Source organism: Sphingomonas aerolata, from assembly GCF_003046295.1.
GTDB classification, from domain to species: domain Bacteria; phylum Pseudomonadota; class Alphaproteobacteria; order Sphingomonadales; family Sphingomonadaceae; genus Sphingomonas; species Sphingomonas aerolata.
Genome location: NZ_PZZN01000003.1, coordinates 915,213 through 942,096, shown reverse-complemented (window position 1 = coordinate 942,096; position 26,884 = coordinate 915,213). Strand labels below are relative to the sequence as shown.

The window sequence follows — 26,884 nt, the reverse complement described above, 5'->3', positions numbered from 1 at the left end:
GGGGAAGGGCACCCGAACGGCGACTTATGGGTCATTCCTGGGCTAGTTATAAATCTAGATTAATTGTCATATCTTAGGTCACAATTGCGGCAAATCGCCTCAATTTTTGAGTGGGACCTAAACGTTTGGCTGAAATTGCGCGTCAAAATCCTGAAGCGGCTATCTTAATCGTTTAGGATAGCGACCGCTCGTGTCCAGCCAGCGGAGCCATTCTTTATCTTTGCTGGAAAACAGGAAACCATGAAGCCGTTGCAGGGTAGGCGATCAAGGTTAGTGAGCTTTTCCATGTGGCAATAGCCGATGTCTCGGCCTGCCTTATGCCCCTCCCAGATCAGCGAGGTGTCGCCCGTCTCCTCAATCCGCTTGGCGGTGTGGCCGAACGGCGCGTCCCAAGACCATGCGTCGGTACCCGTCACGCGAACGCCGCGCGAGGTCAGGTACAGCGTAGCTTCGTAGCCGATGCCACATCCTTTCGCGAGAAAGTCGACTTGGCCGAGCGCCGCGCCAGCGGCCGTATTGATCAGCACGATATCCAATGGCCGAAGCGTGTGACCGGCCGCGTTGAGCGCTGCCGCCATCTCGTCCGCCGTCACGACATGACCGTCAGGGAAGTGCCGCATGTCGAGCTTGACCCCCGGCTGGAAGCACCACTCCAGAGGCACTTCATCAATCGTGATCGCACGTTCGCCGCCGTTCATCGTCGGATGGTAGTGCCACGGTGCATCGAGATGCGTTCCGTTATGCGTCGACAGCGTCAACGTCTCCGATGCAGCGAACCCCAGCCCGCCGGGAACTTGTTCGGCAGTGACACCTGGGAAGAAGGTTTGAAGCTCAGCGACGGTTTGGTCGTGCGTCTGATATGCGATCGAGGGTCGCATGAACGGTGGATCCGTTATCACGTCGGGATCGAGCGTGATCGACAGGTCGATGAACGTCCGCGTCATGCGACATGTCCTCCCAATGCTTCTGCGAGCCAGTCGGCGATGAAGTCGCGGCCGAAGCTCATATTATCGACGCCGACATGCTCGACACCGCCTTCGCGTTCGGTGAAGAACTTGAGTTCGCGTTTGGGGCTGTTGACGAGCTGGTCGTAGGTCCGGTGCGCATAGTCGCGGCCGATTTGTCTGTCATTGTCGCCGTGCGTCACCAGGAACGGCACCGTGATCCGGTCCAGTATGCCCTCGAGCGTCATGCCGGCAGCCTTGTCGAGGAACTCGGCCATGTCCTTGGCACCGAACACCCACATGACGTGATTCCAGTAGTGCGGCACGGGATTCTCGCCCTCGCGGCGCAGGCGCTTCTGCTGCACTTCCGCCCAGTCGTGGTTGGCGCCCCAAACCGCCGCTGCAGCGAACCGTGGTTCGAAGGCGACCGCCCTTGGTACGAAATACCCGCCGAGCGAGATGCCCGAGAGCCCGATCCGCGTAGCATCGACGCCGGCTAGCTTTTCCAGCCAGTCGACGACAGGGGTCGCCCAGCGCTCGCTTTCGTGGGTGGCGTGCAGCCCGCCTGAGCGCAGCGCCTCACCCGACCCTGGCTGATCGATGCACAAGGTGGATATTCCACGGCGCAGCAGGGCCTGAGGCAGGCCGGTCCAGTAGAGAAGCTCCTTGCAGCTATCGAGTCCGTTGACGAACACGACGACGGGCGCCTTGCCCGGCGCCTGGGTGAACACACCCGGCACCATGCCGCCCGGAATCGCGATCTCGACGCGCTCCGCGTTTTCCTTGCCCAGCGCCATGGCGCGCCGGAAACTGTCCTGACCCTTTGCGAACGTGGCGTTGCGCTCCGGCGTGCCTTGTCCCTGCATCCGTTCGGCGGTGATGTAGTACAGGCTTGCCCGCTGGAGTTTGGTGCCGGCGGATAAGTGCCGCCCCAATGCCTCGTCCTCGGCGGCAAGAACGACCAGCTTGTCGGCCATCTTGACCCATTCGCGCATGAACTGCGGGGTACCCGCGTCCTCGCCCGACTGTGCCGCTTCCAGCAGAGGGCGGCACATCTCCTCGATCTCGCCGATCCGCGCACCGCTTTCGATCGCGATGTCGACCGAGAGGTTCCAGACGTAATTATTGGGGAAATATTGGAACATGGCCATGGTGCAGATACTCAGAACATGGGGTGGGGGTTTTTGGACGATTGCGGCATTGGCTGGATGACATCCCAATGCTCGACGATCTTACCGTCCTTGAGGCGATAGATATCCGCTACGGCGCCGCCAGCCGTCTTCGGATCGCCGCGACCGAACAAATGGATGATCGCCAGATCGCCATCAACGACGATCCGTTTCACGACGAATGTCGCGCCGGGCGTCGAAAACAAGGGCTCCAGCGACGTTATGGCCGATGCGCGACCGTCGGCGATGCCGGGATTGTGCTGGACGTAGTCCGGAACCACGAAGTCGTCGAACGCTCGCCGCACGTCTTTCGCGCGGTACAGGATATCGGCGAACCGCGTCATGATCGCGCGATTTCGTTCGGTCTCGTCGGCTCGACGGGCCGCGACCGGCATCGCGATCAGGGCGATGCCGGCCATGGCTATACCGGCCCGGATCATGCCGCGGCTGGTGTCCATAGACCTGCATCGGGTGCGGGCTTGGGCATGGTCTGTGGACCGCCAACGCCCGTACCCCATTGGTCCATCGTGTCCGGCGAGGGGACATGAACCGTATGCTGGTGATGATCGTCGTCGACCTCTTCCAGCTCCGACGTGTATTCGACGACGTTCATCGCCGGCGTCGTGAAATAGCTGAATGTGTTGTTACCCGCGGTATGGCGGCCCGGTCCCCATTTGATGTCGACGTCGTTCTTTTTGAGGCGAGCGATGCCCTTCATCATGTCGTCGATCGTCAGCACGTCATAGGCGACGTGGTTGAGGCACGGCGGTCCTGGTAGGAAGGCGAGACGGTGATGCCACGCATTGCAGCGCATGAAGCACATAAAGTCGCCGAGCCAGTCTGAGACACGGAAACCGAGTGCCTTCTCGTACCACGCCACGGTCGCCCGGTGGTCGGGCGAATGCATGACGATGTGACTGATCTTGACCGGGATCGCCTCGCCGCGCTTCAGATCGCGTGACTCCCCGCGCTCGACCTCCGCCGAGACCTCCAGCGTGTGGCCATCAGGATCGAAGAAGCGGAAGCCATAGCCGCCACCCAGGGTCGTCTGCTCGTGAGGCTCGGTGATGATCTTGCCCCCCGCATCGTTGACCTGCGCGAAAAGGGCATCGACGTCGGCGCGCGTCTCCGCTGCCCATGCTATGACGTCGATCCGTTGCACCGCGTCCCGACGAAGACGTACGACATATTTCTCGGGCGTACCTGCGGCGGCGAAATACACCATGCGGTCATCAGCTTCGACCTCCGTCAGACCCCAAACGTCGGCGTAGAACCGCCGTTCAGCTTCCAGGTCTGGAACTGCATAGCCGACGTAACGAACTTCTGAAACGCGTGCCATATCCACTCTCCTTGCCTGCCGATCAGCGCCGGCATTGTGAATTCATCGTCAGTCGAACGCGACGGTTGCCGACAGCGGAAGGTCCAGCGACGATCCGCCAATGCGCAGCGTGGTCGGACCCGATGCGAACACCCATCGATTGCCGCTCCATCGCCGCAGCGCGATCGGATTGACGACGAGATGAATGTCCACCGTGCTGCCCGCAGCGACGACCTGTTTGGCGAAACCGGCCAGAGGACCGTCGGCCCGATATGCCTGGACGACGGCGGCGCTGTCGCGCGAACCGTCGTTGCGCACGGTCACGGCCAAATCGACGCAGTGATCGGACCGGGTAGTCGCGGTTGCGGCGACGTAGGTGAAGCGGCCGTAGCCAAGCCCTTCGCCAAACGCGAACGCTGGACGGATGCCCGCCGTGATCATCCCGCGGTAGCCAATGCCGATGCCCTCGGCATAAGGCAGCCGGTCGTCGGCGTCGGGGGTCGCATGTAACGCGGGATACTGGTCCTCCGATGCCGCCAGTGCGACGGGCAAGCGCCCCGATGGTTCGAGATCGCCTGCGACGACCGCGGCGAGCGCAGGCCCAAACGCCTCGCCTGGATACCAGACCGCCAGCAACGCCGCGGCGTCGGTGGCGAACCTTGTATCGAAGGCGTGCCCGACATTGACCGCTACGATCGTTCGCGGGTTGGCGGCGATCACGCGCGCGGCGAGTTCCTGCTGGTCGAGGGGGATCGCAGTGGTATCGCGGTCCTTGCTTTCAACGCCGGCATCCGCGGTCTCGCCGACGAGCAGCAGCACCGCGTCGGCGCCCCGAGCGATTGCCTCCGCCTCGGCCAGCAAGGTCGCCGCGTCGTTCGGTACCCCAAGCCCGAACCATAATCCATGGGCACGTGCGGGCGTGTACCGAAGCTCTGCTTCGATAAGTACAGGTATCCCTGCTTCGAGCAGGACTTCAACATGGTCGCTGTCGCCGCTTTTCAGCGCGCCCATGACGTCGCTTGCCGGGATCTCGCGTTCCGCAGCGAACACCTGCCGGCCATCAACGACCAGTCGTACCGATCCGGTGCCACCGATGTGCAGGCGGTGCATGCCCGTGACCGTCGGCATTATCCGCCCACTGGCCCGGATACCGCCGTTGCGGTCGAACGCGCCGAGGTCATGCATACCGTGAAACCAGGTCAGCGAATTGGTGTTCCGCGTCTCACTGCCGAGCAGGCTTGCAGAGAAATCATGGCCACCGAAGTAATCGACGGTCATGCCGACGTCGCAGCCATCGCCGAGATCGCGCGCAGGGAGCGCCGGCATCGCCGGCAGCCGCGGCGAGGGGGGGCAGCCGGGCGCGAAGACGATCGTCTCCACGCCGAACCGCGCGCGCAGCGCCTCGATCGGCAGGATCGCATCGGGGCGGAGCGCGATCTTGGCGAACGTGCCACCCTGAAAGCAGGGGGCGAGCGCATTTGGTCCGATGACCGCCAACTGGCGAACGCTGCCCGGCGCAACCGGCAACAGGTCGCCATCATTGCGCAGCAGCGTGAAACCAGCGGCGGCTGCCTGGGCCAGGATGGTATCTCGATCCCCTGGCTCATCGCCTGCATCGCCGCCGGCCCAGGTTCGGGCAGCGATCTGGATTCTGTCGACCGCTTCCTCGACCCGGTTGACACCAACTGTCCCATCAGCCGCTGCGTCGCGCAGCTTCGTGCCCATGAACCGAGCGGGGCCAGGCATTTCGAGATCAAGCCCCGCGTTCAGGGACTCCGCGCCGGCATGCGTACCGAACCAGTCGCTTACCGTGAAACCACCGTAGCGCCATTCGTGGCGCAGGATGTCGGTCAGGACGGGCGCGTTCTGCGCGCAATAGTCGCCGTTGACGCGGTTATAGGCCGTCAGGATGCCGGCACAGCCAGCCCGGGCCACCATTTCAAACGGAAGCAGATAAATTTCGCGCAACGTCGTCTCGTCGACGATCGCGTCGTACCGATCGCGCTGCGTTTCGGAGTCGTTGCAGACCAGATGCTTGGCGATGCTGCCGACACGGCGGCTCTGCAAACCCCTGCTCCACGCGACGCCGAGCGTTCCGGCAAGCAGGGGATCTTCGCCGAACATCTCGAACACCCGGCCGGCGTTCGGCGAGCGAGCGAGATTGAGATTGGGCGCCAGCACCATGTCAACGCCCTTGCGCTTCGCTTCGCCGCCGACCAGCGCGCCGACGACGCCGGCGAGTGCCCGGTCCCAGCTTGCCGCCAGTGCGATGCCGCTCGGAGTCAGGATCGATACGTCGCGCTCGTCGACCCGGCCGCTCGCGATGCCCATCGGACCGTCGGCCATCTTGGCGGATGGGACGTCGTTCGCGGCAACGGTCGACCACATGTCGCGGCCCGCCGTGAACGATAGCAGCGTGTCGTTGATCATCGCGTAGCTCCGGCAAGCAACAGGATCTGGTCGGCCTGCATCGCGACCTGACGTCGCAGGCCGTCGTCGGCGAGCGATCCGTCCTGCGCGAACGGTTGCTGCTCGAAGGTATTCACCGCAATACCGATCGGGGTCGGCCAGCCGCGCATCGCATGCACGATCCCGCGCAATGCCTGAAGCGTGACGCCGCAGGCCTGCCAGCCTGCTGCGGTGACGACCAGCCCGACGGCACGGCCATCGAAATAGACCCGGCGGTCGTCCCGTAGATCCTCGAGGAGATCTATGGCGTTCTTCACCAGACCCGACACGCCGCCATGATAGCCCGGCGAGCCGATCACGATCCCGTCGGCGGCGCGGACGGCTTCGACGAATTCGCGCTGGGCATCGCTGCGCTCGGCGTCTTCAGGGGCGAAATGGGGGAGCGCAGACAGTTCTGCACCACCGAACATGCGCGTCGTCGCCCCGTTCCGCTCAGTCGCGGCAAGAACCGCTCTGACCATCCGTTCGCCGGATGATCCTGGCCGCGTGGTCCCCCCGATTCCGACGATGTACGGCGCGATCATTGCGCGGACTTGAACTGTGGCATGACGTCGCGTGCCAACAGGTCGAGCGTGCGGTTCGCCCATTCGAGCCGCTGCGGATCGAGCGGCCCGGTCGTCGTGCCGCATAGCACGTTGCCGATGCCGAGCTCTGCATAAGGGGCGAGATGGTCGGCGACCGTCTTTGGACTGCCGTGCAGGCACCAGGTCGCGATCCAGTCCTCGGTAAGCGCCATTGGCGTGTCGTCGGTCTTATGGTTCGCGGCATCGCGCTCGGCTGCGTCGTTATAATATTTCTCGCGATCGACCGCAGCCTGGTAGGCGCGCAGGATGATCTCCAGTTCCTCGCGTGCCTGGTCGTCGCTTTCGGCGATGTGGACGCATTGATAGGTGTGGGTTGTCCAGGACAGGGCATCCGCGACGATCGCCTCGTCATGACCGGCCGCCTCGAGCATGGCGCGATAAGCGGTGAAGTATTTGGTGACGTGCTTGAGCGGCTCGGTACCGCCGATGTTCGGCGGCGTGAACGCGGGAATGAACGCCGGCCAGCCATGCTCCGCGGCACGGCGTGCGCTGGCCTCCTTCATGGCAACGGGCATGAGCCGCGCGTGACGTTTGCCGTACATCGCAGGCGCAATGCGCTGCAGCACCTTGCCCTTATAGGGTCCGTTCTCGAATTCGATCGGTGCGTCGTCAATCTGCTTGGCCCAGAGCTTCTCGGCGATGGCAAGGTTGGCCTCCGCAATCGCCGAGGCTTCCTTGTAGTTCACGCCGAAGCCGATCATCTCCTCGGGCGTGGTGCCGGACCCCACACCAACCAGAAGCCTGCCCTCCGTCAACTGATCCAGGATGTTGACGCGTTCGGCAAAGCGGACTGGACTGTGAAGCGGAACCGAGGTGACCGAGAAGCCGAAATGCACTTTCTTCAGCTGGCCGGCCAGATAAGCGGCGAACATCATCGCGTCGCTCGCGACGGGCATGTAGCCGGTGAAGTGATGGTCGGGAAGAAAGATTGCGTCGAAGCCAAGGTCCTCGGCTTTCTTCGCGTGATCGACGAGATCGAGGATCAATTGACGGTCCTGGTCCGCAGCCGTGGTGCGGGCATTCAAGAAAACCGAAAATCGCATCAAATCTCTCCCGAAGTGGCGGGTTTGTCCCCTGCCGATTTGCCTTTCGCCCGTCACAAAGTGTAACTGACTAGTAGCGGTTCAGAACTAGAACCGTCATTCTGAATTGAGTGATAGCGGCCTGTTGCGCCGCGTGTCAACGGGGACGTTCGCGATGCCTGCAAAAGCGATGACGATAGAAATGGAGCTTGCCGCCACGCCCTCGCGCGTCCCGCAGCAGGGGCGTAGCCGAGCGTCGTACGACCGGATGATCGCTGCGGCTGAAGACCTGCTGCGCGAACGCGGCAGCGATGATTTCACGCTTCTCGAGGTCAGCAAGGCTGGCAAAGTTTCGATCGGTTCGATCTACAACCGGTTCGACAGCAAGGACGATCTGATCCGAGCGGTGCAGGGCCGTGTGCTCCTCGCCGTCGACAAGGCGCAACGCGAGGTCGTCGACCGTGCCGAGTCGCAAGCCGATGATCTCAGGACACTCGTTCCCTTGATCATCGATGGGATCGCCGAATGTCTTCACGAACATGCCGATCTGATGCGCCCGATGATGCTGCGTGCCGGATCGGATCCCATCGTGCTGGCTGCCGGCAAACGCAGCTACATGGAGGTGGAGAACCTGGTCTGCACGGCGCTTCTGGCGCATCGTGACGAGATTAAGCGGCCCGATCCCGAACGCGCCGTCGCGTCTGCTTATCGCATCGCCTATTCGGCGATTGCACGTGCGCTTGGTTTCGGCGCTACCCCTGGAAATGGGGTGGAAGGGGAATGGAAGGTCCTGAAAGAGGATCTCGGCCATATGGCGTCTGCGTATCTTCGTTCAGCCGACTGATCGCAGGGAACGCTAAGAATCGCGCCGGAGCGCCGGCGCGACTGCCTGGACCACAAGGGCGACCCCAAGGCGTGCAGCAGTTCGCCGATGCTGCCGGCGCTCGTGCAGAAACTTGTCATTCGTACGACGGGCATCGTCCAAAACCAGTTCGCCGTCACGACTACGGGTATGGCGCTGGTCGACCACGTAAATATCTGATGTCGCCGGCTCTTGCGGCCCTGATGCCACTGCTTGACAGCCCTAACAAAGCATCTATTAGAACCATAGTTCTTATTCGTACCAGCGCGGGGAAAAACCCGCCGATCGAGAAGGGAGAGGATCATAATGCGCAATGCACCCGTAATCCGTGTTCTTTTGGCCGGAGCCGCAACGCTGGCGATGACCGCGACCGCGCAGGCTCAGCAAACGCCACCATCCGAAGCTCCCCCGGCTCCCATCGAAGCGACACCGACGGAAGGCGCGGCGACAACGGCAGGCACAGCGCAGGACGATGCGGGTCAGTTAGGCGATATCATCGTGACTGCGCAGAAGCGCGCTACTGGAATCCAGGATACGCCGATCGCGATGCGTGCGTTCGACGGGGATCAGCTCATCAAGAGCGGCGTCGGCGATTTGAACGGACTTACGCGCCTCGCACCCGACCTCAACCTGACGACCGAAACCCTGTTCACGCGCATCAGCATCCGCGGAGTTGGAAGCCAGGATGTCTCGGAAACCGCAGACGGTGCACTGACGATCAACATCGACGGGGAGTACATCAACCGCCCGGTCGCGTTGAATGCCGCCTTGTTCGATCTCGAGCGGGTCGAAATCCTGCGTGGCCCGCAAGGAACACTGTACGGTCGCAACTCGACGGCGGGCGCTCTGAACGTGATCGCCGCCAAGCCGTTGCTGGGTGACGTTTCCGGCTTCGCAACGGTCGGCTACGGCAACTATGATTCAAAGACGGCGCAAGCTGCCGTCAATCTGCCACTTGGTGACAAGGTGGCCGTCCGCATCGCGGGCCTCCATTCTGATCATGACGGCTATACGAACAACGCCCCCGGCGGAAAGGGCGATACGGGCAACTCCGACGCACTTCGAGCCTCGATCTATGCCGAGCCGTTCGACCGCCTTAAACTCTACCTCGCCGGCGAATATGTCGACGTGAACCAGAGCGCGCCGTCGCAATTCGGCGTTCAGGTCTCGGCGACCTCGCCTGGCTTGGTCACGCTGCCGTCCGGTGCGATCGTGCCGTCGCAGTTCAAGCCGACGTTCGACCGCGACAGCTATCCCCTGGCCGATGTCGGTTTCTTTCGGACCAAACAATATGCGGTCCGTGGTCGCGCGGATCTGGATCTGGATTTTGCGACGCTCAGCTATATCGGCGGCTACCGCGACGTGAACGTCAGCTCTCGCCAGCCCCTGAACGGGTACGTGCCGGCCGTCTTCACCTATTACAACAACCGGATCGACTCCGACACGCAGAGCCATGAAATCCGTCTTGCCGGCGGCAAGGAAGGCGCCTTCATCTGGCAGGCTGGCGGGTTCTACTACAAGGAATCGCAGGATATCGCCCGCGGCCTGTTCCTGCCGCAAGCCGGCGCGAACGGCAGCTTCCTGAACTTCTTCTATCGGCCTTATGTCGACTCGACGTCGAAGGCCGCATTCGGCCAGGCTACGTATTGGGTGCTGCCCGACACGCTCAGTCTGACGGGTGGCATTCGCTACACCGACGACCAGAAGCGGGCCCGCTATGACAATTACGGCTTCCAGTTCAATTCCGGGCCGACGCCGCCCGCTGACGGATCGGCCGGTGCCGTCACCACCTTCCCGCGGCAGGACTCGAGCAAAGTCACGTGGAACGCGGGTGTCGACTTCAAGGCCGCGCGTGACAACCTTCTCTACGCAAAGGTCTCGACCGGCTACAAGGGTGGCGGCTTCGACAATGTCGGAGACTATGCGCCAGAGACGCTGACGGCGTATGAGATCGGGTCGAAGAACCGGTTTGCGGACCGGACGGTCGAGTTCAATGTCTCGGCCTTCTATTACAAGTACACCAACCAGCAGGTTCAGGTGCTGCTCGACACGTCTGTGGGCGCCCGGACGCTGAACGCGGGCAAGTCGCGGATCTGGGGTATCGAAACCGACAGCACGTTCGTCCTGTCCGATCGCGATCGCGCGCATCTGACGTTCAATTACCTCGATGCGAAGTTCACCGACTTCCCGGGTGCGGTATCCGGTCTGAACGGCACTTTCCCAATCGATCTGACCGGCAACACGCCACCCCAGGCACCCAAGGTCACGATCGCCGTCGGCTATGATCACACCTTCCCGATCGGCGACGGCAAGCTGGTCGCAAGCGGCTTCTCGCGGTTCAAGTCGCAGTATTTCCTGACGCCGTTCAACTGGGAAGCCGAACGCCAGCAGGCCTACACGCAGACCGATCTGAGCCTCGAATATTCGGCACCCGGCGATCGCTTCTCGATCCAGGGCTTTGTACGCAACCTCGAGAACGAACGGCCGCTTGGCTATGGTTTCTTCACCGGGGGCGGCATCAACGTCTACAACTTCAGCTTCGGCGCCCCGCGGACCTACGGTGCGCAGGCGACCATCAAGTTCTAGGAAACGGCTACGTGGCGGACAACGGGCTCGGTGAATTCGACAGGCGGTCCGCGATCGGCGGCGGGCTCGTGCTCGCCGCCCTCGTCGGGACACCACTGTGGATCTGGGGCAAAGCCCGTCAGGGCGAGAAGGGGGAGGCGACCGAGGACCAACGCCGGATGATCGACACCGTCTCCGATCTCGTCATTCCGCGCACGGACACGCCGGGTGCGTCCGACGTCGGCGTTGGGGACTTCGTCGTTTTGGCGCTTAATCACGGGCTCGACGGGACGCGTGAACCCGCATCCGGTGCCGCGATCCAGGGTGGTGGTCCCGCACCCACGCCACGGGGCGGATTATATCTGCTCGACGATCTCGCGATCATGCTGCGGATCAAGGCGGGGGGCGATTTCAACCAGGCGACACCCGCTGCCCAACGCGCTGCGCTGACGGCGATAGACACGCGCGCGTTCGCGCCGGGCAACGACAAGGATCCCTGGCACAAGATCAAGGACCTGATCTTGACGGGATACTACACGTCGGAAGCGGGCGGTTCGAAGGAGCTCCAGTATGAACTGGTTCCTGGACGCTGGGATCCCGACGTGCCGTTGAAGCCGTCGGATCGGGCCTTTTCAAGCGACTGGACAGCGGTGGAGTTCGGATGATGCAGGAATTCGACGCCATCGTGGTCGGGTCAGGAATAACCGGTGGCTGGTCGGCCAAGGAACTGACGCAGGCGGGGCTGAAGGTCCTGATGATCGAGCGTGGCCGCGATATCGAGCACGGCACCGGGTACAAAACCGAGACACTGGCACCCTGGGAACTCCCGTTCCGCGGGATGGGCGATGCCGAACGCTATTGGGCGGAGTATCCGGTCCAATCGATGAACCGGCATTTCACCGAGTTCACCGAACATCATTTCGTCAACGACCGCGAGAATCCCTACGCCGTTCCCGCCGGCAAGGACTTCAACTGGTGGCGGTCGTACCAGATGGGCGGACGGTCGCTGACGTGGGGCCGACAATGCTATCGCTGGTCGGACTATGATTTTGGCGCGAACAAGGCCGACGGGCACGGCCTCGACTGGCCGATCCGCTATGCCGATCTCGCGCCTTGGTACGACCGAGTCGAGGACTTCATCGGCGTATCCGGCGCGGCCGAAGGGCTGGCGGTTCTGCCGGACGGACGTTTCCAGCCGCCGATGGCGCTCAACGCGGTCGAGCAGCATTGCCGCGACGTGTTCATGAACACGTTTCCTGACCGCCGGCTGACAGTCGGCCGAACCGCCAATCTTACCGAGGCGAAGGAAGGGCGGTCGAAGTGCCAGTATCGCTCGATCTGCGCGCGTGGCTGTTCCTACGGCGCCTATTTCTCGACGCAGAGTTCGACGTTGCCAGCCGCCAAGGCCACCGGCAATCTGACGGTCATCACCGACAGTGTCGTCGAGGGCGTTGATCACGACCCGGTAACGGGACGCGCGACGGGCGTGCGGTATCTTGACGTCAAGACCGGCAAACGCGGTACGGCGACGGCCCGCCTCGTGTTCCTCAATGCCGGCACGTTCAATTCGAACCATATCCTGCTGCGGTCGACCTCCGAACGCTTCCCCAATGGGCTCGCCAACAGCTCGGGCGTGCTCGGCACGCACATCATGGATCACGCGACCACGCTGTCGGGCATCGCGGCCATGCCGGGTTTCGAAACGCATACCAGCTACGGCAACCGCCCGACCGGGATCGTGGTGCCCCGGTTCCGCAATCTGGACCAACAGGACGGTGCCGGCTTCACGCGGGGCTACAGCTTCCAGGGCGGCGCGCTGCAGAGCACATGGACGGCCGGTAAACGGGCGGCAGGGCTCGGCGTGGACTACAAGGAGTCGTTGCGGCATCCGGGACCCTGGCGGATGATCTTCGTCACCTTCGCCGAAAGCCTGCCACGCGCCAGCAATCGCCTGACCCTCGACCGCGTGAAGACCGATCCGCACGGTGCCCCGGTGTTGAACATCGCGTTCGAACACGGCGCGAACGAACATGCCGCGCTTGCCGATGCCAAGGGCCAGGCCAAGGTCATGCTCGAGGCTGCAGGCGGTCATGTTTTCCTCGGCTTCGATCAGCCAGGCGCGGGCGGGTCGGCGATCCACGAGATGGGTGGCGCGCGGATGGGGAACGACCCGGCCCGGTCCGTCCTCGACAAGTGGAACCGTGCGCATGACGTACCGAACCTGTTCGTGACGGACGGCGCAGCAATGAGCTCGTCCGCCTGCCAGAACCCGTCGTTGACCTACATGGCCTTGACGGCGCGCGCCTGTGCCAACGCGGTATCGATGCTTCGAGAAGGCACGATCTAGCCATGACGACCGTGGCGAGCGCACGCGATCAGGCGTCATCGCTCGCGCCGCGCGCCCGCACGCTGGCCTTCGCGACGCTGACGGTGGCATTCGTGATGGACGTGCTCGACAGCACGATCGTCAATATCGCGATTCCCGCGATCCGTGCCGACCTCGGCGCCGGACCGGTTGCGGTGCAATGGATGGTGGCCGGATATTCGATGGCCTTCGCAATGCTGCTCGTCAGCGGTGGCCGCATGGGAGATGTCTTTGGGTATCGCCGGATGTTCATCGGCGGCATGCTGGGCTTTACGCTCGCATCCTTGCTGTGCGGCGTTGCGCCGACGCCGACCGCGCTGATCGTGGCGCGTCTGGTACAGGGGGCGACCGCGGCGTGCATGGGGCCGCAAGTTCTTGCTTTGGTCCAGCTCCTCTATCCTCCGCATGAACGGGTCGGGGCCCTGTCGTTTTTCGGCATATTGGGCGGTCTGACCGCGGTATTGGGGCCGGTCATCGGTGGCGCATTGATCGAGGCGAACGTCGCGGGGCTCGGCTGGCGGGCGATCTTCCTGATCAACCTGCCGATCGGTGCGGCCGGCATCGTCGCCGCCTGGTATCTCCTGCCCAAAGGCCGCTCGCCCGACCGTCTGCGGATCGACTGGGCGGGGAACGCGCTCGTCGTCGCCCTGCTGTTTGCCCTCGTCTTCCCGCTGATCGAGGCGCGCGCGCTCAACTGGCCATGGTGGTGCTTCGGACTGTTCGCGACGACCGTGCCGCTCGGGATGGTGCTGTGGTGGCATCTGCGCCGGCAGACTGTACGCACTGGCTCGGCGTTGTTGGATCCGGCGATGTTTCAGGATCGCAGCTTCTCTAACGGCCTGCTGACGTCGCTCGTCTTCGCTGTGGCGGGGGGAGGGTTCCTGTTAGTGTTGACGCTGGTACTGCAGGTCGGGCTCGGCCTTGACCCGCTGTCGGCCGGATTGCTGCACATTCCATTCGCGGTCGGCGTAGGGCTGGGGATCAGCCTGCTTGGTCGCCGTATCCTGCCACGTCTGGGCCGTTCCGTGCTGGCGTTCGGTTCCGGGGCAATGGCGCTGGGGGTGGCCGGGGTGACGGTGACCGTGGCAACCAGCGCGAGCGTGCCGCTGATCGGTGTTGCACTCCTGATCGCCGGTCTCGGCATGGGAACTTGTGCGGGGCCGCTGTCGCCGATCGCGCTCGCGCGGGTGGACACCCGCCATGCCGGCGCTGCAGGCGGTGCGCTGAAGACGGTCCAGCAGCTGGGAAACGCCGGCGGTGCCGCAACGGTCGGAACGCTGTTCCTCGTCATGGCCGGTGGGGCGACGTCCGCGCCCGAGACACGTGCCGCGCTCATCCCAGCAGCGATCAGCATATGTCTGCTGCTGTTCTGCGTCGCCGTGCTCAGCCGACGGTTTCCCCAGCGCCTATTCGACACCGATTGAGAGGATCAAGATGCGGTTTGCGACTCTGAATGACGGCAGCCGCGACGGCAGGCTGGCCGTCGTCTCGATCGACCACGCCAGAGCGCTGCTAGTGGAAGGCGTCGCTACGCTTCAGGTGCTGCTCGACGATTGGGATCACCTAATCCCCGTGTGCCGTGCGGCTCAGCAGCGAGTGGAAGCAGGACAGGGGGAAGCTTTCGATCCGTCTGCCGCGATGGCACCACTGCCACGCGCCTGGCAATGGCTGGACGGGTCCGCCTACCCGTCGCACGGCGAACTGATGGATCAGGTCCTAGGTATCGTTCCGGAGAAAACCGGGCGGCCTCTGATGTATCAGGGACTGTCCGACCATTTCCTGTCTGGTCACGAGAATGTCGCATTTCCCGACCTTTCGCACGGCATCGATTTCGAGGGCGAGTTCGGGGTCGTTCTCGGCAATGTCGCGGTCGGTACACCGGTCGAGGAGTGTGCAAGAGCGATCCGGCTCGTCGTCCAGATCAACGACTGGTCGTTGCGCGCGCTGGCAGGCCCCGAAATGAAGACCGGGTTCGGCTGGATACAAGCCAAGCCGGCGTGCAGCATGGCGCCGGTCGCGCTGACGCCCGACGCGCTCGGAACGGCATGGACCGAAGGCGGCGTGGATCTGACACTCGAAGTCGATTGGAACGGCCGCTCGTTCGGACGCGCGCAAGGCGGGGCGATGGCGTGGAGTTTCGCTCAGCTGATTGCGCATGCCGCTGCTACCCGAAAGTTGCCGGCGGGGACGATCATAGGATCGGGCACCGTCTCCAACGCGAATTTCCGGGACGTCGGTTCGTCCTGCATCGCGGAGCGACGCGGTATCGAGATCGTCGATACCGGCACCGCGACCACCGGCTTCATGACGTTCGGTGACCGGGTCCGCATGGAGGCACGCGCCAGAGACGGAGCGCCGCTGTTCGGTGCGATCGACCAGCGGGTCGTACAGGCTTGACAGCCCGATCAATAACTAGAATGCTAGTTCTATTAAAGCCGTGGCGAAACATGGCGGGAGAGGCGGAATGCGTTCGATACTGGATTCGATACGACGGTTAACGATGGTGCCTCAGGGCATCACCATCGTCACGGCGGCTTTCCTGCCGATCTTCGCCATCGTATCGATGTTTCCGGCGGTTCCGTCGATCATCGACCATTTCTCGGCCGACCCCGACGCACGGTGGAAGGTGCCGCTGATGGTGTCGGCGCCTGGCCTGACCATCGCACTGATCGCGCCGTTTGCAGGGTTCTTCATCGACAAGTTCGGGCGGCGGCCTCTGCTGATCTGGGCGACGTTCTTCTACGGCATCTTCGGCACCGCGCCTTTCTTTCTCGACAGCCTGAACGCCGTGTTCGCCTCGCGCCTGCTGCTCGGGGTTGCGGAGGCGGCGATTCTGACGATCGTCAATACGCTGCTCGGCGATTACTGGGATGACCGCGGGCGCCGCGACTGGCTGTTGTTGCAGGGCCTCGCCGGGCCGCTGATGGCATCGGGCGTCATCCTGTTGTCGGGTGCAGCCAGCGGCGTGCGGTGGAACGGGATCTTCCTCGTCTACCTGGTCGCCTTTCCGATTTTCCTCGCGATGCTCGCCTTTCTGTTCGAGCCAAAGAAGGATGGCGCGACCGTCAAGGAGATCGTCGCTGCGCCCGATATCTCTACGCCGTTCCCGTGGGCTGTGATTGCACTGATCGGCGGCGTGACCCTGCTGGCCTCGGCACTCTACTACGTCTTCATCATTAACGGCGGCCTCGCATTCCGCGAAGTGGGTGTACAGGGCGGCGCCCGGCTCGGTCAGCTAACCGCTATCCCCAGCCTCTTCGTCGTGCTCGGCTCGATCATTTTTCGGTTGATGAGCGGCCGCTCCAATGCGGTGCAGATCGGTACGCTGTTCCTGCTGGTCGGCGTAGGACTGGCGGGTATCGGCTTGGCGGTCGACTATCGCTGGATGATTGCCGGGTTGGTGATCCAGCAGACCGGCGTCGGCATGGCGGTCCCGGTTCTGATCGCCTGGGCCAGCTCGAAGCTCACCTTCGAACATCGCGGCCGCGGGATGGGTATCTGGACCGCCTGCTTCTTCTTTGGCCAGTTCTCCAGTCCCTGGTTCGTTCACAAGCTCAACGACGCCTTCGGCACGATGCAATCGGCTTTCCTCGCGATGGGCGTTCTCGGCATCGTCGTTGCGCTGATCGCCTTCGTCGCCAGCCGTCGCACGCCATCAGCCCTTACCGCCGCCACGGCCTGACCCTTTAGACTGAAACGAGATTCAGCATGACCGGAACTATAAAGCGAGGCGTAAGCCTCTACAGCTTCCAGAACGAGACGTTCCTCGGCAAGATGACCTTAGAGGACTTTATCCGGACCTGCGCGGAAATGGGCGCGACCGGAATCGAGGTCATCGGCGAACAGACATTCTGGGGGTGGCCCGAACAGCCCGTTCCGGAGAACAAGATCACCGACTGGCATGCCCTGATGACGAAGTACGGGACAGTGCCCGTCGCGCATGATGCGATGCTCGACTACAAGCGCTACAACGGCCGCGTCATGGCGCTTGACGAGCAGGTCGCCAGCATGAAGCGCGATATCGATTTCGCCGCGGCGCTCGGTATGCGCTTCGTCAGGTCGCTGGTCTCGGTGTCTCCTGAGGTGCTTGTTGCCAGTGCGCCTCATGCCGAGGAGAAGGGCATCAAGATCCTCCTCGAGGTGCACGCGCCTCTGCACTTCGATCATCCCTGGATCGTCCGGCATGCCGAGGCGTACGAGAAATCGGGCAGCGGCGCGCTGGGTTTCCTGCCCGACATGGGCATGTTCCTGCATCGCTTCCCGCCCGTCTGGAAGGAGCGCTTCATCCGTAACGGCGCACCGCGTCACATCGCCGATTACATCGAAAAGGCATATGAGGACCGTACGCTCAGCGAATACATCGTGATGAACGTGCGCGAGATGGGTGGCGAGGGGGCCGCGATGGCGATGGCCGAGACGCTGCGTCACAACGCAGCCTACGAACCCAAGCGCATGCTCGATTTCATGGGACGCATCCACAACGTCCACGGCAAGTTCTACGAGATGACCGAGGACCTTGTGGAACCGTCGATCCCCTATGACGAAATCGTCCAGGTTCTCAAGCAAGGCGGATACTCCGGCTACATCTGCTCCGAATACGAAGGCAATCGCTGGATCGAAGACGCCCATCCGGTCGAGTCCGTCGAGCAGGTCCGCCGCCAGCAGGCGATGCTTGCCCGGTTGATCGACGAGCCCGTCGCCACGACCAATTCCTCCGCACGCGCAGCCTGAAGGTAGATACGATGTTCGATCAACACATGATCTGCGAAGACACCGTCGCAAACGTCGCGGAAAACGGCGCGGCTATCGGCTTCTCGTTCGGCGCAAGACTGCCCTATTACCGGGGCCTGGGCCTCTCGATGGTCGAAGACGTCGCAGTGACGCTGGACGGCGAAGCGATACCGCGGGAAGCGGTGCGGTTGACGCTGCGCGGCCGCACCTGGACGCTCGACGAGATGGAGAACGAGCATGGCGACCGCTGGAATTTCGGCGAGGTCGCCACGGTGACGGTGCTGCAGGACGGTGGACTGTCGGCAGGCGAGCATCGGCTGGAACTCGCGGAACGGATGCGGATCTCGTACCTGCCGTTCGTACCGACGACGCGGTGCGTGAAGACCATCTCGCTGGCCGCCTGACGGGGCCCGACGACAGGATCGACAGGCATGCGTACCCAGATTGCCATCATCGGCGCCGGCCCCGCCGGCATGTTTCTCGCGCATCTTCTCCGCTTGCAGGGCATCGACGCCGTCGTCGTCGAACGGCGGGACCGCGCGTATGTGGAAGGGCGTGTCCGCGCAGGCGTGCTCGAACAGGTTACGACGGATCTGATGCGTCAGCTCGGACTGGCCGACAGGCTGGTCCGGGAAGGCCTCGTTCACGGTGGCACGAATTTGTCGCTTGATGGCCGGATGTTCCATATCGACATGGCAGCGCTGACCGGTGGTTCGACAGTCACCGTCTATGGCCAGCAAGAGGTGATGCGCGACCTGTTTGACGCGGCGGAATCACGCGGCCTGTCGATCGTCTGGAACGCGAGCGATGTCGCACTGCATGATCTGGAGGGCGCGCGTCCCGCGGTAACCTGGTCGTTGCACGGCCGAGAGCAGCGGCTCGACTGCGATTACATCGTCGGCTGTGATGGCTATCACGGCGTAAGTCGCGGCGCGATCCCGGCGGACGTGATCAAGACGTTCGAGCGGGCCTATCCCTTTGGATGGCTTGGCATTCTCGCCGACGTGCCGCCGGTCGATCACGAACTTATCTATGCGAACCATGAACGCGGTTTCGCACTCGCATCGATGCGTTCGACCACGCGCAGCCGCTATTATGTGCAGTGCGCGCTCAACGATGACATCGCCAACTGGTCTGACGACCGGTTCTGGGATGAACTATGCTTGCGCCTCGGCCCTGAAGTCGGTGCGAAGGTGACGCGGGGGCCGTCGTTCGAGAAGGCTATCGCGCCTCTGCGATCGTTCGTCAGCGAGCCGATGCGGTGGGGAAGATTGTTCCTTGCAGGCGATGCAGCGCATATCGTCCCGCCAACCGGGGCGAAGGGCATGAACCTGGCGGTATCGGACGTGACGATGCTCGCCGAGGCACTGGTCGAGAAATACAAGGATCGATCGGACGCCGGCATCGACGGCTACTCGGCGCGCGCGCTAGCCCGGGTCTGGAAGGCCGAGCGGTTCTCGTGGTGGTTTACGTCCGTCACGCACCGGTTTCCGGCGATGGACGGATTCGATCGCCGGATCCAGATCGCCGAACTCGATTACATTCGCGGCTCCGAGGCGGCGCAGCGGTCGCTCGCGGAGAATTATGTCGGACTTCCCCTGGGGGCAGCATGAAGAGCAAGATCTACGACAGCCCTGCGAACGCGCTTGAAGGCGTGCTGTTCGACGGCATGACCGTCATGTCGGGCGGCTTCGGGCTGTCTGGCAACCCCGAAAGCCTGATCCCCGAAATTCGCGCAGCAGGCGTTACGGGACTGACCGTCATTTCCAACAATGCGGGGGCGGACGGGTTCGGCCTGTGGATGCTGCTGGAAAGTCGCCAGATTGCAAAGATGATCTCGTCCTATGTCGGTGAGAACAAGCTGTTCGAGCAGCAATATCTCAGCGGTGAGCTGGAACTCGAACTGACGCCGCAGGGGACGCTTGCCGAGCGTATCCGCGCGGGCGGTGCGGGCATTCCGGCGTTCTACACCAAGACCGGTGTCGGCACGGTCGTCGCGAAAGGTAAGCCGGTCGAGACCTTCGACGGCGAGGACTATGTGCGGGAGACGTGGCTAAAGGCAGACCTGTCGATCATCAAGGCGTGGCGTGCCGACCCGGCCGGCAATCTGATGTTCCGCAAGACCGCGCGCAACTTCAACCCGAACATGGCGACCGCGGGCAAGGTGACGGTGGTAGAGGTCGAGGAGATCGTCGAGCCAGGCGCGTTCGATCCCGACTGCATCCACGTTCCCGGCATCTATGTCGACCGCATCGTGCTGTCCACGATCAACGAGAAGCGCATCGAGAAGCTTACCGAGCGCCACCGGGAGACGACATGATGGCCGACCAAACCAAAGGCTGGACCAGGGAGCAGATGGCCGCGCGCGCGGCGCACGAATTGCAGGACGGCTTCTACGTCAATCTTGGCATCGGCATTCCGACGCTGGTCGCGAACTATATTCCGGACGGCGTGAACGTCACGCTGCAGTCGGAAAACGGCATGCTGGGCATGGGACCATTCCCCTTCGAGGGCGAGGCCGATCCCGACCTGATCAACGCGGGCAAGCAAACGATCACCGCGCTGCCGACGTCGAGCTTCTTCTCCAGCGCGGACAGCTTTGCGATGATCCGCGGCGGGCATATCGACATGGCGGTGCTTGGTGCGATGGAGGTCGCCGCCAACGGCGACATCGCCAACTGGACGATCCCCGGGAAGATGGTGAAGGGGATGGGGGGCGCGATGGACCTGGTCGCCGGTGTCCGTAAGGTCGTGGTGGTGATGGATCACGCCAACAAGGCGGGCGAACCCAAGATCCTGGAGGCGTGTACGCTGCCGCTCACCGGCAAGGGGGTGGTCGACCTGATCATTACCGACCTGTGCGTGCTCGCCTGCGACAAGCAAGCGGGCGGCCTGACGCTGGTGGAACTGGCGCCGGGCGTGACGCTGGAGGAGGTGCGGACGAAGACGGGTGCGGCATTCGACGCGCGCGCCTTCGCGCAGGGGAGCGCGGCGTGATCGCCTATTCGCCGGATGAGGCGGGGCTGTCGCCCTCGCTGCATCCCGACTATCGCTCGAGCGTCGATCGCAGCCCGCGCCAGCCTCTGATCGCGATCCCACCGACACTGACCGAGACGACCGGCCCCAGCGCGTGGGACCGCCTGATGGTCGGGCCCTCGGGAATCGATCTTACAGCGCAACATCCGGGCGTACCGCAAGGTCAGCGGATCATCGTCTCCGGGCGCGTGCTCGACGATCGCGCACGCCCGGTGGCCAACACCGTCATCGAGATCTGGCAGGCCAATGCGGCGGGCCGCTATATTCATTCCGCAGACACTTGGGACGCACCGCTCGACCCGAACTTCACCGGGGCCGGGCGGGTCGTCACCGATGCCGACGGGCGATACAGCTATGTCACGATACGGCCCGGTGCCTATCCGTGGGGCAATCACAAGAATGCGTGGCGGCCGGCGCACATTCACCTGTCGCTGCTGGGCCCTGCGTTTGCGACGCGGCTGGTGACGCAGATGTATTTCCCGGACGATCCGCTGGTCGAGATCGATCCGATCGCCAACGCCATACCGATGCCCGCCCGGCAGCGGATGGTCGGCCGCTTCGATAATAAGAGCACGAAGCCCGCCTGGGCGCTTGGCTATCTGTTCGACATCGTGCTGAAGGGGCGTGACGAGACGCCGTTCGAGGATGACGACCATGACCATTGAGATCTCCCCGGGGATCGCCTTGGGGATCGCCATCGAGGACCGAGAGGCACCACCGCGGATCGATAACCAGGATCCGGCGATTTTCGGGCAGACCCCGTGGCAGACCGTCGGACCCTTCTTCCATTACGGCCTGCCATGGAAAGGCGGCGCCGATCTCGTCGGCAAGTCGGACATGGGCGCCCGTACGGACCTGTTCGGCGAAGAGCACTATTTGCTCAACCTGTCGTCACCGACCGGCACGCCCGAGGGGGAGGTGATCGAGATCGCGGGGCAGGTGTTTGACGCGAAGGGCGTGCCGATCCTCGATGCGATGATCGAGATCTGGCAGGCCAATGCCGCGGGCCGCTATGCGAGCGTTGAGGATCGACGGGAGACGGTGCCGATCGACCCCCATTTCATTGGCTTCGGCCGCGCGTCTGTTGATCAGGACGGGTTCTACCGGTTTCGCACCATTCGACCGGGGCGCGTGCCGGGACCCGGCAACACGCTGCAGGCGCCCCATCTCGCTGTGTCTGTCTTCGGGCGGGGTATCATCAAACGGCTCGCGACGCGGCTGTATTTCGCTGATGGCGATGGCAATGACGAGGATCCGGTGCTCACCGCGGTTCCGGCAGACCGTCGCAATACGCTGGTGGCTAACCGGCGAGACGGCGGGCGTTGGTGGTTCGACATCCGGTTGCAAGGCGATGCCGAAACCGTTTTCTTTGCGGTATGATGGCGGATGACTGATCGCCTCCGCATGCGGCCTGCAACGACCCCTGCGATGCTGGCCGTCTTCGACGACGACGCCACCATCGCTCACGCACTCGCATTCGAAGGTGCTTTGGCGAAAGCGCAGGCGGCGGAAGGAGTGATCTCGGACGAGCTAGCGGTGGCAATTGTCGACGCCTGCATGACGGTGGTGATCAATTCTGCGAAATTGGCCGAGGAAGCGGCGCTGGCTGGCACGTTGGCGATACCCCTCGTCACGCGCTTACGTGCCGCATTGGATGGTGATGCCGGGAAAGCGGTCCATAAGGGTGCGACCAGCCAGGATGTCGCCGATACCGTATTGATGATGCAGACGCGGAGAGCGACCGACCTGGTACTCCTGGACCTCGACCGCATCGTCGATGCGCTTGGTCGTTTGGCCCTGCGTCACGCTGAGACACCGGCGGTCGGCCGCACGTTGTTGCAGGATGCGTTACCCGTCGCGTTCGGTCTGCGGATCGCGCACTGGGCGGCCAGCGTCGCCGATGCTGCTCAGCGGCTGCGGCGCGACGTCGAGGACCATGCGCGAATTCAGCTTGGAGGCGCCGCGGGTGCGCGGGCGGGGCTCGATGGCGCGGGTCTGGCCATTGCATCGATCATGGCAGGCGATCTCGGCCTGGCTGTCAGTGAGCCATGGCATGCGCGCCGCATCGGCATTGCCGCCATCGGCACGAGCCTGGCCATAGCGACTGGCGCAATCGGCAAGATGGCGCGCGACATAGCGCTCTTGTCGCAAAACACGGTTGGGGAGGCGCGTGAACCGGCCGTTGCAGGTCGCGGTGGATCATCGGCCATGGCGCACAAGCGCAACCCGACCGGTTGCCAGGTCGCGCTGTCGGCAGCGCTCCGCGTACCGGGTTTGGCCGCGACCCTGCTTGTCGGACTGCCGCAGGAGGAAGAGCGCGGGCTTGGCGGCTGGCAGGCGGAGGGACCGGTACTCGCGGACCTGTTCCTGCTCGCGGCCGGCGCGGCCGATGCAATGGCTAGCGTCGCCGAAGGTTTGGAGATCGACGAAGACGCGATCGCGCGCAACCTGTGTGATGCCGATATCGGTACCGATATCGGCGAAAGCGGGGCCATTGTCCGCGCGCTTGTCGCCAGAGACGAAGGATAACTTCATGCCATTCGCAATCCGTGACGACGTGCGCCTTTACTGGAAGCTCGACGGAGCCTCCAACCTGCCCGTGCTCGTCCTGCTTAATTCGATCGGCACGGACATGGCGTTGTGGGAGACCAGCCTCCCGCATTTGCTGCCCGCCTTCCAGCTCCTGCGGATCGACACGCGCGGGCACGGCGCATCAGACGCACCTGATGGTGACTATAGCCTCGCGATGCTGGCCGACGATGTCGTCGCAGTGATGGACGCTGCGGGGGTACAGACCGCGGCCGTTGCCGGCGTGTCGCTCGGCGGAATGATCGCAATGGAACTGGGACTGGCGTACCCGACGCGAATTACCGCGCTCGCGCTCGTCTGCACGTCGGCGACGATGGACGCTGGCGCATGGCGTGACCGGATCGAGCTCGTACGCGCAGAGGGTACGGCAGCAATCGCCGATATGGCCATGGGCCGGTTCCTGTCGCCGCGCTTCGTGGCGACGCACGGTGGCGCGGCCGAAAGCGTGCGGCAGGGGCTGATCGCGATGGCCGATGCCGGCTATGCGGGTTGCGGTGCAGCGATCCGTGATATGGCGCTGATCGAGCGGTTGCCGGCGATCGGTATGCCGACACTCGTCGTCGCGGGCGATCGCGATATCTCGACGCCGTTTGCGGGCCATGGCGAACGCATCGTGGCAGCGGTTCCCGACGCACGGGTGGTGCATCTCGACGCCGCACATCTCGCACCAATTGAGACACCCGCGGTGCTCGCAGTAACGCTTCGCGATTTCCTGAAACCGGCCGATATCCACGATGCCGCAAACACATTGTTCGAGGCGGGGCTGCTCAACCGGCGCCGGGTACTCGGCGATGCGTGGGTCGACGCGTCGCTGGCCGGGCGGACTGACTTCACCGCCGATTTCCAGGCGATGATCACCCGGATCGCCTGGAATGAAATTTGGGGCCGGCCGGGTCTCGATGACCGCAGCCGTAGGTTCATCGTGCTTGCGATCACCATAGCACTCGGTCGTTGGGAGGAGTTCGCGCTTCACGTTCGCACCGGATTGATGCGTGACGGCTTCACCCGTGAGGAACTCAAGGAAGTGCTGATGCAATCGGCCATCTACGCCGGCGTGCCCGCGGCAAATACCGCCTTCGCCGAAGCGGGCAAGATCATTGCCGAGCTCGATTCTGACAGTTGAAATATGAAGGACACGACGCTCGGCTGGCGGTTCGTCAACCCGCCTTGACGACGGCGCGGGCACGATGAAATAGGGCCGCAGAGCTCTGGCGCGGCGATGAACGAATGGCCAAAATTGGGAATGGGGAAGGGCGCTTTGAATGACCGGTTATGGGTCATCTGGAAGATCTCGCGAGGAGGCGCACGCCGCCGAGAACGCCCCCCTAAGGTAAGACGACGAAATCGCCCCTCGGCAGGCGTCTGGACCCGTCCGTCCGGCAGGATTCCCGTCGACAGCTCTCGGTCCTTTCAGGGTGTGTAGTCGGCAACTTGGCCGCGCGTGCGATCGACGTGGCAAGGCATGCATTTGTCGCGGCGAGGATCTGGTAGAATACGTGGCGGCCAACATCGCCCGGCAGTGTCTGCTCATTGGGAAGACGATGGTGACAGAGCAGCTTGCGCCGTCACCATCGCCCCGAGCCTGGTAACGGTCGTCAGTCGGACGTCGGTACCGGAGCCGCGAGCGCCGGATACTTGATGCCGAGCTGATCGAGATAGGTCGGGTATTTGGCCGGGTCGTAATAGAATTTCTTCATCGCCGGGCGCATCCGCTCCATGATCTCCGTGTTCAGATGGATGGCGGGCGGGTCGTTGGCGGTGACGACGGGGTCGTATTTCTGGTCCTTGAACTGCACGGTCTGCTGGAACGCCTTGGCGTCGGTGACGAGCTGCGGCGTCGTCATGATGTCGAGCACGGTCATCGACACCGCCTTTGCGCCCGCCACCGCGCCTTTGTGCGCGATCGGCGTAGCCATCGCGATCGCCGACAGCACGTTGTGGCCGATCATGCTGGGGATGTTGGAGGGATAGCGCACCGTGATCGTCGGCACGGTCCACATGATGTCGCCGATATCGTCCGATCCGCCGCCAAGCGAGCGTTCGCGGTTGGCCGGCGTCGACAGTTCGGCGACCGTGGTGGGCAGCGGCTTGACGGTTCGCTTGTTGGTCTGCTGCACCGTCCTGGCGAAGGCCTGGTCATCGGCGCTCCAGCTCGGCATGCCGACCGCGCTGATATTGGCATAGGCGGCCTCCGCCAGCGGCTTGTTGCCGTAATTGGGCGCGGCATAGCCGAGCAGCTTGTGTTCGACGGTGGTGCCCGTCGCCTTGGCGGCCGCATCGGCGATCTCGTTGCCGGTCGTGTAGAGGTCGCGGACGCTGCCGAAATCCAGGTCGCGGAAATAATACCAGACGCTGGCGAGGTCGGGGACGATGTTGGGCTGTCCGCCGCCATTGGTGATCACATAGTGCGAGCGCTGCGTGACGGGCAAATGCTCGCGGCGCATGTTCCAGGCGACGTCCATCACCTCGACTCCGTCGAGCGCGCTGCGCCCCTCCCACGGCATCCCCGCCGCATGCGCGGTCTTGCCGTGGAAGGTGTATTCGGCGGACACCAGCGCGTTGTTACCGCTATTGCCCCAGCCGGTGCTGAAATCGCTGCTGACATGCGCGAAGATCGACATGTCCACGCCCTTGAACAGGCCTTCGCGGACATACCAGGCCTTGGTCGCGAGCAGTTCCTCGGCGACCCCGGGCCACAGCATCAGCCGGCCGGGGATCCTGTTCTTCACCATCACGTCCTTTGCCGCGATCGCGGCGGCGATCATCATCGGCATGCCCGAATTATGCCCTTCGCCATGGCCCGGTGCGCCCGCGATCATCGGCTTGAGCGTCGGCGAGCCGGGATATTGCGACAGGCCGAGCAATCCGTCGACGTCGCTGCCGAGCGCGACCAGCGGTCCGCCGGTGCCCCAGGTCGCGGTCCAGGCGGTGGGGATGCCGGCGACGCCGCGGGTGATGGTGAAGCCCTCCTTCTTCAGGATGCCGGTCAGATAGTCCATCGTCTGGAATTCCTGGAAGCCCGGTTCGGCGAAACTGAACAGCGAATCCACCATCTGCTGGATCAGCCTGGCATGCGCCTCGACATCGGCGACCGCCTGTTTCTTCAAGGCGTCGCGATCGATGCCTGTTGCGGCGGTGGAGGCCTGGATCGGGGCGGGTTCGGCGGTCGCGGCGGTGCTGCACAGGGCGGCGGCGATCAGCGCGGTAATCATCGGGCGGGTATCGGCCAT

At 63.5% G+C, this 26,884-nt stretch carries 24 protein-coding genes; 16 read left to right on the top strand and 8 right to left on the bottom strand.

The genetic code is table 11. The features are described 5' to 3' along the window. Window positions 1-164: 164 nt before the first annotated feature. The 7 genes from C8J24_RS16695 to C8J24_RS16665 are packed head-to-tail and all read right to left on the bottom strand — an operon-like array spanning window position 165 to window position 7,584. Window positions 165-944: a cyclase family protein gene (locus C8J24_RS16695; RefSeq protein WP_107934132.1), complete on the bottom strand. Its 780-nt coding sequence runs from the start codon at window positions 942-944 to the stop codon at window positions 165-167. Continuing rightward, window positions 941-2,095, bottom strand: coding sequence for an alpha/beta hydrolase family protein (locus C8J24_RS16690; RefSeq protein WP_107934130.1), 1,155 nt, complete (start codon window positions 2,093-2,095; stop codon window positions 941-943). Before C8J24_RS16690 ends, C8J24_RS16695 begins: the two co-directional genes overlap by 4 nt. 11 nt (window positions 2,096-2,106) lie before the next feature. Beyond that, window positions 2,107-2,571: a nuclear transport factor 2 family protein gene (locus C8J24_RS16685; protein ID WP_244180820.1), complete on the bottom strand. Its 465-nt coding sequence runs from the start codon at window positions 2,569-2,571 to the stop codon at window positions 2,107-2,109. After that, on the bottom strand, window positions 2,550-3,452 hold the full coding sequence (locus C8J24_RS16680) for a VOC family protein (RefSeq protein ID WP_107934128.1): 903 nt from the start codon (window positions 3,450-3,452) through the stop codon (window positions 2,550-2,552). Before C8J24_RS16680 ends, C8J24_RS16685 begins: the two co-directional genes overlap by 22 nt. 48 nt (window positions 3,453-3,500) lie before the next feature. Further along, window positions 3,501-5,861: a beta-glucosidase gene (locus C8J24_RS16675; RefSeq protein ID WP_107934126.1), complete on the bottom strand. Its 2,361-nt coding sequence runs from the start codon at window positions 5,859-5,861 to the stop codon at window positions 3,501-3,503. Further along, on the bottom strand, window positions 5,858-6,424 hold the full coding sequence (locus C8J24_RS16670; RefSeq protein ID WP_107934124.1) for an NADPH-dependent FMN reductase: 567 nt from the start codon (window positions 6,422-6,424) through the stop codon (window positions 5,858-5,860). Before C8J24_RS16670 ends, C8J24_RS16675 begins: the two co-directional genes overlap by 4 nt. After that, the gene (locus C8J24_RS16665) at window positions 6,421-7,584 is read right to left on the bottom strand and encodes an LLM class flavin-dependent oxidoreductase (protein WP_244180816.1); all 1,164 of its coding nucleotides are present in this window, start codon (window positions 7,582-7,584) and stop codon (window positions 6,421-6,423) included. Before C8J24_RS16665 ends, C8J24_RS16670 begins: the two co-directional genes overlap by 4 nt. Window positions 7,585-7,681: 97 nt before the next feature. Here C8J24_RS16665 and C8J24_RS16660 point away from each other — a divergent pair, with 97 nt between their 5' ends. From C8J24_RS16660 to pcaDC, 16 genes are all read left to right on the top strand, one after another. Then, on the top strand, window positions 7,682-8,350 hold the full coding sequence (locus C8J24_RS16660; protein WP_042467529.1) for a TetR/AcrR family transcriptional regulator: 669 nt from the start codon (window positions 7,682-7,684) through the stop codon (window positions 8,348-8,350). 516 nt (window positions 8,351-8,866) lie between these two features. Further along, window positions 8,867-10,954 (top strand): TonB-dependent receptor, encoded by a 2,088-nt coding sequence (locus C8J24_RS16655; protein ID WP_244180814.1) that lies wholly within the window; start codon window positions 8,867-8,869, stop codon window positions 10,952-10,954. Window positions 10,955-10,965: 11 nt separating this feature from the next. Then, window positions 10,966-11,598: a gluconate 2-dehydrogenase subunit 3 family protein gene (locus C8J24_RS16650; protein WP_031441472.1), complete on the top strand. Its 633-nt coding sequence runs from the start codon at window positions 10,966-10,968 to the stop codon at window positions 11,596-11,598. Continuing rightward, window positions 11,595-13,280, top strand: coding sequence for a GMC oxidoreductase (locus tag C8J24_RS16645; RefSeq protein ID WP_107934118.1), 1,686 nt, complete (start codon window positions 11,595-11,597; stop codon window positions 13,278-13,280). The genes C8J24_RS16650 and C8J24_RS16645 overlap by 4 nt, the downstream gene beginning before the upstream one ends. 2 nt (window positions 13,281-13,282) lie before the next feature. Next, window positions 13,283-14,722: an MFS transporter gene (locus C8J24_RS16640; RefSeq protein ID WP_107934115.1), complete on the top strand. Its 1,440-nt coding sequence runs from the start codon at window positions 13,283-13,285 to the stop codon at window positions 14,720-14,722. Window positions 14,723-14,732: 10 nt separating this feature from the next. Then, on the top strand, window positions 14,733-15,695 hold the full coding sequence (locus C8J24_RS16635; protein ID WP_107934113.1) for a fumarylacetoacetate hydrolase family protein: 963 nt from the start codon (window positions 14,733-14,735) through the stop codon (window positions 15,693-15,695). A gap of 67 nt (window positions 15,696-15,762) precedes the next feature. Continuing rightward, entirely contained in the window at window positions 15,763-16,980 is a 1,218-nt protein-coding gene (locus C8J24_RS16630) for an MFS transporter (protein ID WP_107934111.1), read from the top strand. 26 nt (window positions 16,981-17,006) lie between these two features. Next, on the top strand, window positions 17,007-18,029 hold the full coding sequence (locus tag C8J24_RS16625) for a sugar phosphate isomerase/epimerase family protein (RefSeq protein WP_107934108.1): 1,023 nt from the start codon (window positions 17,007-17,009) through the stop codon (window positions 18,027-18,029). Window positions 18,030-18,040: 11 nt separating this feature from the next. Further along, the gene (locus tag C8J24_RS16620; protein WP_107934106.1) at window positions 18,041-18,433 is read left to right on the top strand and encodes a C-glycoside deglycosidase beta subunit domain-containing protein; all 393 of its coding nucleotides are present in this window, start codon (window positions 18,041-18,043) and stop codon (window positions 18,431-18,433) included. Between the two features lie 27 nt (window positions 18,434-18,460). After that, window positions 18,461-19,642, top strand: coding sequence for a 4-hydroxybenzoate 3-monooxygenase (gene pobA / locus C8J24_RS16615; RefSeq protein ID WP_107934104.1), 1,182 nt, complete (start codon window positions 18,461-18,463; stop codon window positions 19,640-19,642). Further along, window positions 19,639-20,349, top strand: a complete 711-nt coding sequence (locus tag C8J24_RS16610; RefSeq protein WP_107934102.1) for a CoA transferase subunit A — start codon at window positions 19,639-19,641, stop codon at window positions 20,347-20,349. Before pobA ends, C8J24_RS16610 begins: the two co-directional genes overlap by 4 nt. Then, the gene (locus tag C8J24_RS16605; RefSeq protein ID WP_208620983.1) at window positions 20,346-21,026 is read left to right on the top strand and encodes a 3-oxoacid CoA-transferase subunit B; all 681 of its coding nucleotides are present in this window, start codon (window positions 20,346-20,348) and stop codon (window positions 21,024-21,026) included. Before C8J24_RS16610 ends, C8J24_RS16605 begins: the two co-directional genes overlap by 4 nt. Continuing rightward, the gene (gene pcaH / locus C8J24_RS16600; protein ID WP_107934100.1) at window positions 21,023-21,730 is read left to right on the top strand and encodes a protocatechuate 3,4-dioxygenase subunit beta; all 708 of its coding nucleotides are present in this window, start codon (window positions 21,023-21,025) and stop codon (window positions 21,728-21,730) included. The genes C8J24_RS16605 and pcaH overlap by 4 nt, the downstream gene beginning before the upstream one ends. Then, window positions 21,720-22,445 (top strand): protocatechuate 3,4-dioxygenase subunit alpha, encoded by a 726-nt coding sequence (gene pcaG / locus C8J24_RS16595; RefSeq protein ID WP_208620982.1) that lies wholly within the window; start codon window positions 21,720-21,722, stop codon window positions 22,443-22,445. The genes pcaH and pcaG overlap by 11 nt, the downstream gene beginning before the upstream one ends. Window positions 22,446-22,493: 48 nt before the next feature. Further along, window positions 22,494-23,594, top strand: a complete 1,101-nt coding sequence (locus C8J24_RS16590; protein WP_244180808.1) for a lyase family protein — start codon at window positions 22,494-22,496, stop codon at window positions 23,592-23,594. A 4-nt stretch (window positions 23,595-23,598) separates the two neighbouring features. Further along, a complete protein-coding gene (gene pcaDC / locus C8J24_RS16585) occupies window positions 23,599-24,777 on the top strand; it encodes a bifunctional 3-oxoadipate enol-lactonase/4-carboxymuconolactone decarboxylase PcaDC (protein ID WP_107934096.1) in 1,179 nt (392 codons plus the stop codon). A gap of 472 nt (window positions 24,778-25,249) precedes the next feature. Here pcaDC and C8J24_RS16580 read toward each other — a convergent pair whose 3' ends face one another. Beyond that, entirely contained in the window at window positions 25,250-26,884 is a 1,635-nt protein-coding gene (locus C8J24_RS16580; protein ID WP_244180807.1) for an amidohydrolase, read from the bottom strand.